Annotated in this window: 17 protein-coding genes; 15 read left to right on the plus strand and 2 right to left on the minus strand. The window is 57.3% G+C overall.

Features of this window, described 5'->3' with window-relative positions; all coding sequences use genetic code 11:
• From ATI45_RS00005 to ATI45_RS00030, 6 genes are all read left to right on the plus strand, one after another.
• The coding region (locus ATI45_RS00005; protein ID WP_143751109.1) for a flagellar motor protein at nucleotides 1-741 on the plus strand (741 nt) is incomplete at its 5' end.
• A gap of 16 nt (nucleotides 742-757) precedes the next feature.
• Nucleotides 758-1,543, plus strand: a complete 786-nt coding sequence (gene motD, locus ATI45_RS00010; protein ID WP_098417737.1) for a flagellar motor protein MotD — start codon at nucleotides 758-760, stop codon at nucleotides 1,541-1,543.
• A gap of 125 nt (nucleotides 1,544-1,668) precedes the next feature.
• A complete protein-coding gene (locus ATI45_RS00015) occupies nucleotides 1,669-2,466 on the plus strand; it encodes a ParA family protein (RefSeq protein ID WP_098417738.1) in 798 nt (265 codons plus the stop codon).
• Complete coding sequence (locus ATI45_RS00020; protein ID WP_098417739.1) at nucleotides 2,459-3,127, plus strand: chemotaxis protein CheW; 669 nt, start codon at nucleotides 2,459-2,461, stop codon at nucleotides 3,125-3,127. The genes ATI45_RS00015 and ATI45_RS00020 overlap by 8 nt, the downstream gene beginning before the upstream one ends.
• 141 nt (nucleotides 3,128-3,268) lie before the next feature.
• A complete protein-coding gene (locus ATI45_RS00025) occupies nucleotides 3,269-3,757 on the plus strand; it encodes a chemotaxis protein CheW (protein ID WP_098417740.1) in 489 nt (162 codons plus the stop codon).
• A 60-nt stretch (nucleotides 3,758-3,817) separates the two neighbouring features.
• A complete protein-coding gene (locus ATI45_RS00030) occupies nucleotides 3,818-4,222 on the plus strand; it encodes a DUF2802 domain-containing protein (protein ID WP_098417741.1) in 405 nt (134 codons plus the stop codon).
• 16 nt (nucleotides 4,223-4,238) lie between these two features.
• Here ATI45_RS00030 and ATI45_RS00035 read toward each other — a convergent pair whose 3' ends face one another.
• Nucleotides 4,239-4,529 carry an EscU/YscU/HrcU family type III secretion system export apparatus switch protein gene (locus ATI45_RS00035; RefSeq protein WP_098417742.1) on the minus strand — a complete coding sequence of 97 codons (291 nt, stop codon included), beginning with the start codon at nucleotides 4,527-4,529 and terminating at the stop codon, nucleotides 4,239-4,241.
• Complete coding sequence (locus ATI45_RS00040; protein ID WP_228706140.1) at nucleotides 4,526-5,899, minus strand: flagellar hook-length control protein FliK; 1,374 nt, start codon at nucleotides 5,897-5,899, stop codon at nucleotides 4,526-4,528. The genes ATI45_RS00035 and ATI45_RS00040 overlap by 4 nt, the downstream gene beginning before the upstream one ends.
• A 119-nt stretch (nucleotides 5,900-6,018) precedes the next feature.
• On the opposite strand from ATI45_RS00040, the gene ccmA reads away from it, so the two are divergent.
• From ccmA to ccmI, 9 genes are all read left to right on the plus strand, one after another.
• Complete coding sequence (ccmA, locus tag ATI45_RS00045) at nucleotides 6,019-6,660, plus strand: cytochrome c biogenesis heme-transporting ATPase CcmA (protein ID WP_098417743.1); 642 nt, start codon at nucleotides 6,019-6,021, stop codon at nucleotides 6,658-6,660.
• A complete protein-coding gene (ccmB, locus tag ATI45_RS00050; protein WP_018402936.1) occupies nucleotides 6,650-7,357 on the plus strand; it encodes a heme exporter protein CcmB in 708 nt (235 codons plus the stop codon). Before ccmA ends, ccmB begins: the two co-directional genes overlap by 11 nt.
• 35 nt (nucleotides 7,358-7,392) lie before the next feature.
• The gene (locus ATI45_RS00055; protein WP_098417744.1) at nucleotides 7,393-8,142 is read left to right on the plus strand and encodes a heme ABC transporter permease; all 750 of its coding nucleotides are present in this window, start codon (nucleotides 7,393-7,395) and stop codon (nucleotides 8,140-8,142) included.
• The gene (gene ccmD / locus ATI45_RS00060; RefSeq protein WP_098417745.1) at nucleotides 8,142-8,390 is read left to right on the plus strand and encodes a heme exporter protein CcmD; all 249 of its coding nucleotides are present in this window, start codon (nucleotides 8,142-8,144) and stop codon (nucleotides 8,388-8,390) included. Before ATI45_RS00055 ends, ccmD begins: the two co-directional genes overlap by 1 nt.
• A gap of 14 nt (nucleotides 8,391-8,404) precedes the next feature.
• Nucleotides 8,405-8,875, plus strand: coding sequence for a cytochrome c maturation protein CcmE (ccmE, locus tag ATI45_RS00065; RefSeq protein ID WP_098417746.1), 471 nt, complete (start codon nucleotides 8,405-8,407; stop codon nucleotides 8,873-8,875).
• A gap of 79 nt (nucleotides 8,876-8,954) precedes the next feature.
• Nucleotides 8,955-10,991: a heme lyase CcmF/NrfE family subunit gene (locus ATI45_RS00070; RefSeq protein WP_098417747.1), complete on the plus strand. Its 2,037-nt coding sequence runs from the start codon at nucleotides 8,955-8,957 to the stop codon at nucleotides 10,989-10,991.
• The gene (locus ATI45_RS00075) at nucleotides 10,991-11,527 is read left to right on the plus strand and encodes a DsbE family thiol:disulfide interchange protein (protein WP_098417748.1); all 537 of its coding nucleotides are present in this window, start codon (nucleotides 10,991-10,993) and stop codon (nucleotides 11,525-11,527) included. Before ATI45_RS00070 ends, ATI45_RS00075 begins: the two co-directional genes overlap by 1 nt.
• Nucleotides 11,527-12,042 carry a cytochrome c-type biogenesis protein gene (locus ATI45_RS00080; RefSeq protein WP_098417749.1) on the plus strand — a complete coding sequence of 172 codons (516 nt, stop codon included), beginning with the start codon at nucleotides 11,527-11,529 and terminating at the stop codon, nucleotides 12,040-12,042. Before ATI45_RS00075 ends, ATI45_RS00080 begins: the two co-directional genes overlap by 1 nt.
• Nucleotides 12,043-12,101: 59 nt before the next feature.
• Complete coding sequence (gene ccmI, locus ATI45_RS00085; RefSeq protein ID WP_098417750.1) at nucleotides 12,102-13,418, plus strand: c-type cytochrome biogenesis protein CcmI; 1,317 nt, start codon at nucleotides 12,102-12,104, stop codon at nucleotides 13,416-13,418.
• Nucleotides 13,419-13,432: the final 14 nt, after the last annotated feature.

Raw genomic sequence — 13,432 nt, forward strand, 5'->3', positions numbered from 1 at the left:
GATGTGCTTAGCCTTCTTGGCGTTATCCTGGCGTTTGTCGCGATTTTGGGGGGCAATCTGCTTGAAGGCGGTGCACTGGCTTCCCTGTTCAACGCGCCGGCGGCGCTGATTGTTATTGGCGGTACCCTGGCGGCCACCATACTGCAAACCTCCTGGCCGGTTCTGAAACATGCGTTCAGCCAGTCCCGCTGGGTGTTTGTGCCGCCGTTTGTCAGCCTGGAAGACGGCCTTGATAAAGTTGTGAACTGGAGCGTTATCGCCCGCAAAAAAGGCCTTCTGGGGCTTGAGGGGCTAGCAGAAAGCGAGCCGGAGCGGTTTGTGCAAAAAGGCTTGCTGCTGTTGGTCGACGGCGCCGAAAGCAACACCATTCGCAGCATCATGGAAGTAGAGCTGGACACCCGGGAGCAGCGGGATCTGGATTCGGCGCGGGTGTTTGAAGCCATGGGTGGCTATTCGCCCACCATCGGCATTATTGGTGCGGTGATGGGGCTGATTCAGGTAATGACCAACCTGGAAGACCCGCAGTCACTGGGCAGTGGCATAGCCACCGCTTTTGTTGCCACCATCTACGGGGTGGCGTTGGCTAACCTGCTGTTTTTCCCGGTGGCCAATAAACTGCGCGGGCTGGTGCGCGAGCGCACCCGCTACGAAGACATGATAATCGAAGGCCTTATTGCCATCGCTGAAGGTGAAAACCCGAAATCCATTGAAATCCGCTTGCGTGGATTTCTTCCCTGGTAGCGAGTGTTAATGGCTTATGCGACGCCGCAAACCGCCCCAAGACGATTTTCACAACAAAGAGCGTTGGCTCATTTCCTACGCCGACTTCATTACCTTGCTGTTCGCGTTTTTTGTGGTGATGTATTCGGTGTCTTCGGTTAACGAAGGCAAATACAAGGTGCTGTCGAATACTTTGACCGGTGTTTTCAACGCCCCGGAGCGCTCGGTTGTGCCAATTACCGTTGGCGAACAGCAGATTGTTGGTGGGCGCACTGAAAGCGATGCCGTCATCGCGCCTGTGGTTACCGAGGCACCTGTCAGTTCGTCAGCGCCGGACAGCGCCGGCCGGTCGCGTGGGCTTCAGGAGCTGGCCGGCCAGCTCGGGTTGGAGTTTAGTGAACTGATTGAGACGGGCGTGATATCTCTGAACACAGATGATGAGTGGTTGCAGCTGAATTTGCCCAACAGCCTGTTGTTTGGCAGCGGCGACGCTGAACCCCATTACGACTCCTTCGCAGTGATGGAAAAAATTGCGGGCGTGCTGCGCGACACCGACAACGCCATTCGCATTGAAGGTTTTACCGATAACTTGCCCATTCGCAGTGGTCGCTTTCCGTCAAATTGGGAGCTGTCGGCTGCCCGCGCGTCGGTTTTGGTGCGCATGCTGGTGATGGAGGGTATCGACCCGGCGCGGCTGGCGGCGGTGGGGTATGGCGAACATCAGCCGGTGGCGCGCAACGATACCGACGAAGGCCGTCGCCGTAATCGCCGCGTGGTGCTGCTGATTTCCCGCGATGCCAACATTCGCGGTGCTATACGATGAACCTGGCACGATTTCTGTAGTCTTTCTTTTAAAGAAGAGTGAACAGCGCTTTTTCAGTAGCGAACCACAACACAACGGCAATGTATTGCCGTGTGACATGCCGGGGGCAGGCAGGAGAATCAAACGTGCGAATTTGGGCAGTGGCTAATCAGAAAGGCGGGGTGGGTAAAACCACCACCGTGGTTGCCTTGGGCGACCTGTTGGTAAGCCGTGGTAAGCGTGTGCTGATGCTGGATATGGATCCGCACGGTTCGCTCACCAGCTGGTTTGGTTATGACCCAGACCGCCTCAAGCACAGCCTGTTTGATCTGTTTCAGCACCAGGGAAAAGTACCCGAAGGCCTGCCTTCACAGCTGATTACCGACACCGGCGTGCCCAATCTTACGTTACTGCCGGCCAGCACTGCCCTGGCAACCCTGGAAAGGCGGATGATCGGTGCTGAAGGCATGGGTCTGGTGGTTTCCCGCGCGCTGGCGCAGCTGTGGGATGATTTTGACTATGTGCTGGTGGATAACACCCCAACATTGGGCATGCTGATGGTTAACGGCCTAGCGGCGGCAAGCCATTTGATTATTCCGGTGCAAACCGAGTTTTTGGCCATTAAGGGTCTTGAGCGCATGTTGCACACCCTGCACATGATTAGCCGTTCGCAGAAAAATCCCCTGAGCTATACCATTGTGCCCACTCTGTTTGACCGCCGAACCCAAGCCTCGAATAAAAGCCTGAATATGCTGCGTGATACCTATCCGCATCAGCTTTGGCGTTTTGCCATACCGGTAGACACAAAGTTCCGGGATGCCAGCCAGGCTGGGTTGGTGCCCTCAGCGGTAGACACCAACACCCATGGAGTGCGCGCTTATCGCCGCCTGCTTGACGATTTAATGGCGCAAACCGGTACCTGGCGGGAGCCGTCTGGTGGCTGACAAAAAAATGACACAGCTGGCGGATCCGCAAGCCGCCATCGCCAGTTATCTGGACGACCTGCTGCATACCGCCACCGACCAGGCGCTTCAGCAGGATACGCAGGCGCAAGTCGTTGTTGCCAGACCGACGGTGGTAATAACGCCACGGCCGCTGCCGGTTAAGCCAGAACCGGTGATTGCTGAGCCGCAGGCAAGGCCGGAGTGGGCCGAAAAGCCATTTGAATGTCTGATTTTTACCGTGGCAGGCTTGCAGCTGGCGGTACCCTTGGTGTTGCTAGGCGCCATTCACCGCATTGAAGACGACATAATGCCGATGCCCGGAAGTCCGTCCTGGTATATGGGCATTCGCCCGGCCCGGGACAAAAACCTGCGGGTGGTCGACAGTGCCGAGTGGATTATGGCGGGTCGGGCGCCGGCAAACGCACGCGCTAATTATCGGTTTGTGATACACCTTAACAACAGTAACTGGGGACTGGCTTGTGATAATGTAGCTCAATCCTTTACTTTGAGCCCTCAGCAGGTGCGCTGGCGCACGTCGCGTAGCAAGCGGCCATGGCTGGCAGGCACAGTGATTGAGCAGATGTGCGCGCTGCTAGACGTTCAGAGCATGGCGCATCTGCTGGTTCGTGCCGAGCGCGAACAGCACCTGGATTTAAGCTGAACAGGCCCGGCGAGTGTTCAGTGCTAACAAAGTTTAGTGCTGGCACGATTCATGCCCCTTAAATAGCGTATAGGGGCGCTAATGATGATTTTTTGACGGTCAGGCTGCCTGCACGGCAGCCGCATATGGAGATTTAACACAATGGCAGCCCCAAGCGGACAGCAAAATCAGACCAAGGATGACCAGGTACTGCAGTATGTGACCTTTCGTCTGGATGATGAAACTTACGGCATCAACGTAATGCAGATTCAGGAAGTGCTGCGTTACAGCGAGATTGCACCGGTACCGGGTTCACCGGACTACGTTCTGGGCATCATTAACCTGCGCGGCAACGTGGTAACGGTGATTGATACCCGTCGGCGTTTTGGCTTGAACGATGCCGACATCACCGACTCAAGCCGTATTGTGGTGATGGAGTCTGCCGATCAGGTGATGGGTATTCTGGTAGATTCGGTGGCCGAGGTGGTTTACCTCAAGTCCAGTGAAATTGAAACCGCGCCCAATGTGGGCAGCGAAGAAAGTGCCCGCTTTATTCAGGGCGTGTGTAACAAAAATGGCGAACTGATCATTCTGGTCGAGTTCGACAAGATGCTGACAGATCACGAATGGGCGGATATCTCGACGCTGTAAGGTCTTGGGCCGGCAGTGAACGCAGATCGACGCCCTGACGCACACCAAGGAGACGTTGCTATGTTTGCTGATGTATTTGCCGAGATTCCCCAATGGGTGCCCTGGATTCTGGTCGCTACAGCTCTGTCTTTGCTGGTGGCTCAAATTGTCTTGCAAGGGCGGCAGTTGCGGGGGTTGCAGGCGGCGCTAAAAAGCCGATGTGACATTCTTGGCCGCGAACTGCACGCCACTGCCAGCACCGGAATGGGGGTTGGCCAGCGCTTGGTAGCCTGCGAGCGCCAACTGCACGAACTGCGAACCACCATCGAAGAAATGCGCCAGAACGATCCGTTGCGGGTGTCTTACGACGAAGCCGCACGGCTGGTTGATCTTGGCGCCGATATCGACGACCTGATGAACACCTGCGGCATTTCCCGGCCCGAGGCAGAACTGGTGTCTGCCCTGAAGAAACGCCAGGCAGCCTGACCCCCGGTTTCTGGCGTTATTGACCGGCGTCTTCCGGTGTCAGACCCCGTATGTGAAAGGCGAAGGCCAGAATTTCTGCCACCAGCTGGTACAGCTGTTCGGGAATTTCCTCATTCAGGGACAGCCGCGCCAGGGTGCTGGCCAGCTCGGCGTTTTCGTATAAGGGCACCCCGTGTTCACGGGCAATGCGGATAATCTCATCCGCAAGTTCGTGATTGCCAACAGCGCTGATGGTGGGGGCCCGCTCACCGTCGTATTTTAACGCGACGGCCGCTGATGCCTGTTGCGGCTCGTTATTTTTGCTCATGCTTTGGTATCCACCAGTCGATGTTGCAGCTTTGTCGCTACCGGACCCGGGTTGCCCTGGCGACACTCCAGATCCGCCACTTCGAGCCCCAGCTCCGTCAGGCTGCTGCGCAGCAGCGGCAGTTGTTGGTGCACCTGGCGCAGGGTGGCCAGTTTCTCTGCCCACACCAGAGCGCTCACCGCCTGTTGGCGCAGGCTCACTTCGAATTGCAACGGGCCGGCCTGGTCCAGATCCATCGCCAGCACCAGGCGCCACTCGCCAACGCTCGTTCGTGATGGCCCGCGGCCGTCTTTGCCCGGATGCTGCTCAATCCGCAGCTGCGCCAGCTTGGGTTGCTGCTGCGGGTTCATCCAGGGCAGTTCCAGTAACAGGGTGTTAGTGGGCGCGCCGGCATCTGTGCTACCGCGAGCGTTCAACACCTGAGTGTGCAGCTGGTTTACGGTTATGCGGTTGAGCATACCGGCCAGAATTCGCAGCAATTGCCCCACGTTGGGCGGTTCTTCTCTAGCGCTGCTACCGGTGCTTGCCTGAGCCATGGCGAACGCGCCGGGGAACTGTAACGGTGCCTGAATCAGCGCTGGGCTTGCCAGCGGTGTTAGCCGGTTGAACTGCTCTGGCCCGTGGCCCTGCTGTGCCAGAAGCGCGGTGATTACCCGGCCAATGGCCAGTTTCAGATCGGGTAGGGTTGCCGACGGTGTTGCTGCCAGTCGCGCCTCTGCAAACAGCCCACTTTCGCTCAGCCATTGTTGTACCTGTTGCACCGCCGCGGTCTGCTGGCCGGCCCCTGGCGCAAGCTGGTTGCTGGCAGGTAAACGCGCAAATAATTGTTCCAGAGCCTGGCGCGCGGCTTGTGGCAGAGGCTGCGCGGCGGCGCCCGAGACAGCCTGCGAGGGCAGTTGGCCGAGTGGTGTGTCGGCTTTCACACCTTGCTGTAAGCCTGCCATCAGTCGTGCCAGCCCGCTGTCCAGGCTTTGCTGCCAAGGCAGGCGTTGCACCAGCGCCTGTGCCAGGCTGACTTCCGGGGCAGCTGCCAGTTTGCCCATCAGCTGCAATTCGTTGCCTGCACGCAGCACTTTTATCCAGTCGCCGGCCTGAAGTTTGGTTTCGCCAATACTGGCCTGAACTTGAAGCGGTTTGCCGCGGATGTCCAACAGCAGCTCGGCGCCACCATCCCGGCGTTGAATGACCTCGGTAACCCGCGCCAGCAGATTTTCGTTACGGCCCATCTGCAATTGGTCCAGTACCCGCTGGGCGCTTAGCGCGGTCGATGTAAGCGGGGCTGGGGCAGGCGCGTTAGCGCTGCCCTGCGGCGGCCGGCTGTCGGCGCTGGCGGTTGGTGGAGATTGGGGCGGGTTGGTGGGAAGTTTCATCGCTACCAAATTGACCTGGAAATGGGTAATCACTGGCTGCTTTCGCTATAATGTTCCGCGCCAATATTGAATACACACGATGCCAGCCTGCGCTGCATCGATACGGAACCGGGGCCCGGATGTCTGAACCGCTGCTACAGGCGATCAATTTACAGTGTGAACGCGACGGGCGGGAACTGTTCCGTGATTTATCGTTTTCCATACTGCCCGCAACCGTGACCCGTGTCGAGGGTGCCAACGGCTCTGGTAAAACCACCCTGCTACGTATATTGGCAGGCCTTAGCGATGCCTGGGCTGGCCAGTTGTTGTGGTGCGGCGAGCCGCGTTCCCGCGTGCGCGAGTCGTTTCTACGCAATGTGCTATATCTGGGCCACCGGCCGGGCATAAAGCCGTTGCTGTCGCCGCTGGAAAACTTGCGAGCGCTGATGGCCGGTCGCCGCCCGATGGGCGACAAAGCCCTGTTGCAGGCGCTTGCCAGGACCGGTCTGGCGGGCTACGAGCAGGTGCCGTGCCGGCACTTGTCAGCCGGTCAGCAGCGGCGGGTGGCGCTGGCGCGCCTGTTGGTTGCGGACGAACCCCTGTGGCTACTAGACGAGGTATTCACCGCCATTGATGCCAGTGGCGTGGCGGCTATCGAAAACCTGCTGCAAGAGCGCGCCGCTGAGGGCGGAGCCGTGGTGTTTACCACCCATCACAACGTACAGATTGCCGGTACGAAGCGACTGGTACTCACACCGGGGGCTGTTGGTTATGATGATTAAACCTCTGGATCAGGCCGTTGGTTCCATTGATGCCATGAAAGCGGTGTTCGCTCGCGATATGAAAGTGGCTTTTCGCCAGCGTCAGGATTTGCTCAACCCCTTGTTGTTTTTCATGATGGTGGTCACCCTGTTTCCGCTGGGCGTGAGCCCGGAAATCTCATTTTTGCAGGAAGCCGGGGCCGGCATTCTGTGGGTGGCGGCACTGTTGTCGGTGCTCTTGTCACTGGATCATCTGTTTCGTCACGATTTTGACGACGGCACACTGGAGCAGTTGGTGCTGCAGCCACAGCCGCTGTTCTTGCTGGTGTTGGCCAAAACCATGGCGCACTGGGTGCTAACCGGATTGCCGCTGGTGTTGTTAACGCCGGTTTTGGGTGTAATGGTGCATCTGGACGGGAACTCTATCGCTATTTTGTGTCTAACGCTGCTAATCGGAACACCTGTTCTTAGTTTGATCGGTGCGATTGGTGCGGCGTTAACTCTGGGTTTGCGATCAGCGGGTGTACTCTTGTCCCTGTTGATTATTCCTTTGTACATTCCGGTGCTGATTTTCGGTACCGGCACTGTTGCCGCCGCCGCCGAAGGTGCCCCGGTTGGCGCCTATCTGGCGTTGCTGGGCGCGTTTCTGGTGCTGGCTTTGACTCTGGCGCCTTTTGCCAGCGCAGCGGCGCTGAAAGTCAGCCTGTCAAACAGCTGACAAATCGATTCAAACAGAGGCAAGGTATTTAACTGATGTGGCAATTTTTTCACAAGCTGGGATCACCAAAATGGTTTTACGGGATTGCCACCCGGCTAATGCCCTGGTTGCTGGTATTTGGATTGCTGTGTCTCGGCGCTGGTTTGGTGTGGGGCCTGGCGTTTGCGCCTAAGGACTACCTGCAGGGCAACAGCTATCGCATTATTTTTATTCATGTGCCGTCGGCGTTTTTGGCCCAGTCGGTTTACATCATAATGGCCTCGGCCGCGGTGGTTACACTGGTGTGGCGCATGAAGCTGGCCGATGTGTTTGTCAAAGCCGCAGCGCCGGTGGGCCTGGTGCTCACCTTTATATCGCTTTTTACTGGCGCGGTTTGGGGCAAGCCCACTTGGGGCACCTGGTGGATCTGGGATGCGCGGCTGACATCGATGCTGATCCTGTTGTTTCTGTATGGTGGGGTGATCGCTCTTGACCGCGCCATTAATGATGAAAAATCGGCCGCCCGCGCCGTGGCCATATTGGTGCTGGTGGGCGTGGTGAACATTCCGATTATCAAATATTCTGTGGATTGGTGGAATACTCTGCATCAGCCGGCCACCTTCAAGCTGACAGAGAAACCCAGCATGCCGGCGGAAATGTGGGTGCCGCTGCTGTTGTCGGTCATTGGCCTGTATCTATTGTTTGGCTGGCTGGCGTGTCTGCGTATGCAGACGGAAATTCTGATACGTGAACAGCGCACCCGCTGGGTACAGGATCTGTTTCATGTGAATGGAGGTGTCAGATAATGGCGTTTGACTCCTTCGGTGCATTTTTGACAATGGAAGGCCATGGCCCCTATGTATGGGCTAGTTACGGTGTATTTTTTGTGTTGATGGCGGTGCTGATGGTGGGTTCTTATCGGCGCCGCAATGCGGTACTGAAAAGCTGCCGTCAGCACGCCGGTTCCCGCTCGTCGCGGGCGCCAAAACCAGATTCGGACACGGCGCCGGCGGCAGCGGCCAGCTTCACCCGTGTTGATGTTTCCCAAGACTGAGTGGCTGAAAAACCATGCACCCGATCCGTAAAAAACGTTTGACCATTGTGCTGTTCCTGCTGGCCGGCCTTGCCGTGGCGGTAGGCTTGACCACCTACGCCCTGCGCCAGAATATCAATCTGTTTTATGATCCTACCCAGATCGCCGCGGGAGAAGCACCGGCGGATGTGCGCATTCGCGCCGGTGGCATGGTGGAAGAAGGTTCTGTGCTGCGCGATACGGAAAGCCTGAAAGTGGCATTCAAGGTGACTGACTTTACTGAATCCGTCACCGTTGAGTACGTGGGTATCCTGCCCGACCTGTTTGCCGAAGGGCAGGGTATTGTGGCCATGGGTAGATTAAACAGCGAAGGCGTGTTTGTGGCCGATCAGGTACTGGCCAAACACGATGAAAACTACATGCCACCGGAAGTGGCTGACGCTCTGGCAAAAGCCTCCGAAAGCCGCGACATCGCGTCTGAAGCTACCAAAACCCTGACCAACTGATGCCCGTTAAACGCCCGATACGCAGGGGTGTGTGGCAAGTGTGTGGTGTATGGCAAATATGTGGAGTATGGAAAATATGATGTATCCGGAACTCGGACAGTTTGCACTCATTCTGGCGCTGCTGTTGGCGATTTTGCTGTCAGTGGTGCCCTTGGTGGGTTCGGTCACCGGCCGCGATAGCTTGCAGGCGTTTGCCCGGCCGCTAACGGCAGGCATGTTTGTATTTGTCGCCGTGGCCTTTGGTATTCTGACCTACGCTTTTATGATAGATGACTTCTCGGTGGCTTATGTCGCCAACAACAGCAATAGTCTGTTGCCCTGGTATTACAAATTCAGTGCGGTTTGGGGCGGCCACGAAGGTTCTCTTCTGCTGTGGATTCTGATGCTGGCGGGTTGGACCCTGGCGGTAGCGGTATTTTCCCAGCGCCTGCCCACGGTGATGGTGTCCCAGGTGTTGTCTGTGCTGGGTATGGTGTGCGTGGGTTTTTTACTGTTCATCGTTATGACCTCAAATCCGTTTGAGCGAATACTGCCCAACATTCCCGCAGATGGCGCCGACCTGAACCCTTTGTTGCAGGATTTTGGCCTGATTATTCACCCGCCTATGCTGTACATGGGCTATGTGGGCTTTTCAGTGGCTTTTGCCTTTGCCATTGCGGCACTGATTAACGGTCGCTTGGACGCCGCCTGGGCGCGTTGGTCGCGGCCCTGGACCACTGTTGCCTGGGCTTTCCTGACCATCGGCATTGCTTTGGGCAGTTGGTGGGCCTATTACGAGCTTGGCTGGGGCGGCTGGTGGTTCTGGGATCCGGTCGAGAACGCGTCGCTGCTACCCTGGTTGTCGGGTACTGCACTGATTCACTCGCTGGCGGTGACGGAAAAACGCGGAGTGTTCAAAAGCTGGACCGTTTTGCTGGCCATTGTGACCTTTGCCTTGAGCCTGCTTGGCACCTTCCTGGTGCGGTCTGGAGTACTGACCTCGGTGCATGCTTTCGCCTCGGACCCCGAGCGCGGCACCTTCCTGCTGGTTTTGTTGGCCATCACGGTGATTGGCAGCCTGATTCTGTACGCGGTTCGTGCACCCACTGTGCACGTGCGCGCCCGTTACGGTTCCATGTCGCGGGAAATTTTCCTGCTGCTGAATAACGTCATGCTGGTGTCGGCTACCTTGCTGGTGGCGGTGGGCACGCTTTATCCGCTGGTGCTGGACTCACTGGATATGGGCAAGTTGTCTATTGGCGAGCCGTTTTTCAATTTGACCTTTGCTCCGCTGGCCATCGCCGCCGGGCTGTTAATGGGTGTTGGTGTTTTTTCGCGCTGGAAGAAAACCGACGCTGGCTGGTTGGCACGCAAACTGCTGTGGCCGCTGGCCCTCAGCATTCTGATCAGCGCTGCGGCGATTGTCGGTTACGGCGAGTTCAAGATTATGGCTTTTCTTGGCATTTTCACCGCGGTGTGGGTGGCTGTGGCCACGTGCTGGGACCTGTGGGACAAGTCGAACTCACGTAAGGGCCGGATGCATGGGCTCAAGCGGCAGTCGCGCAGCTATTACGGTATGGTGCTGGGGCATCTGGGCCTGGCGATGATCATCGCAGGCGCAACGGTGGTATCTAATTACGGCATTGAGCGCGACGTTCGTATGGAGCTGGGCGATGTTGCCACCGTGGGTGACTATCAGTTTGTGTTTACCGACATTGGCCAGCGCCAGGGTGCAAACTTTACCGCCCAGTACGGAGGTTTTGACGTGTTGTTGGACGGCCGTAAAGTGGCTGAATTGCACCCGGAAAAACGCCAGTATTCGGTGGGCATGAGCGTGATGACCGAAGCAGACATAGATGCGGGCTTTACCCGCGACATTTTTGTCGCTATTGGTGAGCGCATCTCAGACAACGCCTGGGCCATTCGCCTGCAGTACAAACCTCTGATTCGCTGGTTGTGGCTGGGGGCTTTCATAACGGCGCTTGGCGGCTTCCTGGCGGTTAGTGACAAGCGCTATCGCATTCGAGAGCGGGTAACCGAGCCAAAAGCCAAACCTGCCGACAGTGGCTCCCTTGTCGCAAACCCGGCGATGACGTCTGTTACAAAATCGGCAATGACGTCGGAGGCTCGGTCTTGATGAAACGGGTTCTGTTGTTTTTGCCGTTGCTGGTGGCTCTGGTTTTAGGTGTGTTGCTGTTTTCCGGCATCGGTAAAGACCCGACAAAGCTGGAATCGGCCCTGGTGGGTAAAACCATGCCGGAGTTCGCTCTTGAAGACCTGCACCGGCCAGAGGTGCAAGTCAGCCAGCAGGTGTTCCAGGGTGAGCCCAGTCTGTTAAATGTGTGGGGTACCTGGTGCCCGGCGTGTCGTGACGAGCATGCTGATTTGATGTGGCTGGCCAAGAATGAAGGCGTGCCCATTGTGGGGCTGAACTACAAAGACCAGCGTGCCGAGGCCAAAGCATGGCTAGAGCGCCTGGGCGACCCCTACAGCACCAGTATTTATGACCCCAAAGGCAGCCTGGGTTTTGATCTGGGCGTGTACGGCGCTCCGGAAACCTTTGTAATTGGTGCTGACGGCACGGTGCTACATCGCCACGTGGGCGTGGTGAACAAGCAGGTGTGGGAAGAGACACTAAGGCCCATTTTGAACCAGGCGGGAGGCCAGTACTGATGGTGATTTTCAGGCTATTTAGTAGTAGCTTCGCACCAGCATGGCTGGCAGCCCTGCTGATTGTTCTGGCGCTGCCGGCACAGGCGGTGGTGCGCGACGTTTATAGTTTTGACACTGAGGAAAAACAGCAGCGGTACCAGACCATGATCGCCGAGCTGCGCTGCCCCAAGTGCCAGAACCAGAACATCGCGGACTCCAATTCGCCGATTTCCGAAGACATGCGTGACGAGGTCTTTCGGATGATGACAAACGGCGCCAGCGACGTAGAAATCATGGATTCGCTGGTGGGACGGTTTGGCGAGTTTATCCGCTACAAGCCCTTGGTAGAAAAACGCACCCTGTTGTTGTGGGCAACACCGGCCATTTCAGTGCTTGGCGGCCTTTTGATTGTAGGCGGTATTGTTTTGCGTTCGCGCCGCAACAACCAGATTGACAGCGAACTGAGCGCCGAGGAACGCGCGCGAGTGGAGAAGATTATGGACGGGCACAGCGGCAAATCGGACTCACAGGTGTAACGCTCAGAACAAACCGCAATCACATTTAACGATTTTCTCTCATCGGTAACGGGATTTTCATGAGCAATATGTTTTGGATTGCCGCAGCTTTATTAATTGTGCTGGCATTGGCCTTTGTGCTGTATCCGGTTTTGTTTCACCGCTCCGGCCGGAGCCAACAGGTAAACCAGCGTAATCAGAATCTGCTGGCTTACCGTTCGCGCATGCAGGAGCTAGACGCCGAATACGAGGCCGGCGTGCTTGATCAAGACAACTACCAACAGCTAAAAACCGAGCTTGGCGGTTCCATGCTCGATGACATTCCTGAAAACGAAACGCCTGCCGCCTCAACCCCTGGCCGCAAAACCGGTATGGCGGTGGCGCTGGTGTCCATTCTGGCGATTCCCGCTTTGACCCTTATGCTGTATGAGCGCTGGGGTGCTATGGATCAGGTAGAGCAGTTCATCACCATGGAACAGCTGGGCGGCGGCGATGACGCCGATCGGGAGCAACAGATGGCGTCGCTGGCGGCGCAGTTGCAGGCCAAGCTGGAAGCCAGCCCGGACAACCCCGACGGCTGGGCCATGCTGGGGCAGACCTATATGCGCATGGAAAAATACCCTCAGGCGGCACAGGTGTTTCAGCGGTTGGAGCAAAGCGTAGAACGTGCCGGCGGTGACGACCCGTCCCGCGCCATGGCTTTGGGCCTGGCAGGCCAGGCGATGTTTTTTCAATACCAGGGTGCCATGAACGCAGAAGTGCAGCAGGTGATTTCCAGCGCGTTGGAGCTTGACCCAAACGAGGTTAATGCCCTTGGCCTGCTGGGCATCAGCGCCTTTGGCCAGGAAAACTACCGCGAAGCGATTGGCTTCTGGCAGCGTATTGTTCAGGTAGCGCCAGACCACCCGCAGCGCGATTCTATTGAGGGTGGCATTACCGAAGCCTATAACCGCTTGGGCGAAACACCACCTGAGAGTTTCCTGGCATCAACTCAGGCTCCTGTTCAGCAATCGGCTCAGGCCGTGGCGAGTGATGGCCCAGGTGTCACCGTAAGCGTTAGCCTGGACGAAGCTTTCTGGAACGACGTGCCTGCGGATACCACGCTGTTCGTGTTTGCCCGCCAGGCCAACGTCAACAGCGGGGCACCGCTGGCGGTTGCGCGCTTCACAGCTGCTGACATGCCGCTAGAAATCCGCCTGGACGACTCCATGGCCATGTCTCCGCAGAATACGATTTCCTCGGTTGAAACAGTGATGGTCACGGCGCGCCTCAGCCCCAGTGGCAGTGTTATGGCCAGCGCCGGCGACTGGCAGGGCAGTTTGGCAACTCCGGCGACAGTAGCTTCTGGAGAGCATTCGCCTCTGACGCTGGTGATTGATAGTCTATTGATTGAATGAACATGGCCTTGCCG

The organism is Marinobacter sp. LV10MA510-1, assembly GCF_002563885.1.
In the GTDB taxonomy this organism is placed as follows: domain Bacteria; phylum Pseudomonadota; class Gammaproteobacteria; order Pseudomonadales; family Oleiphilaceae; genus Marinobacter.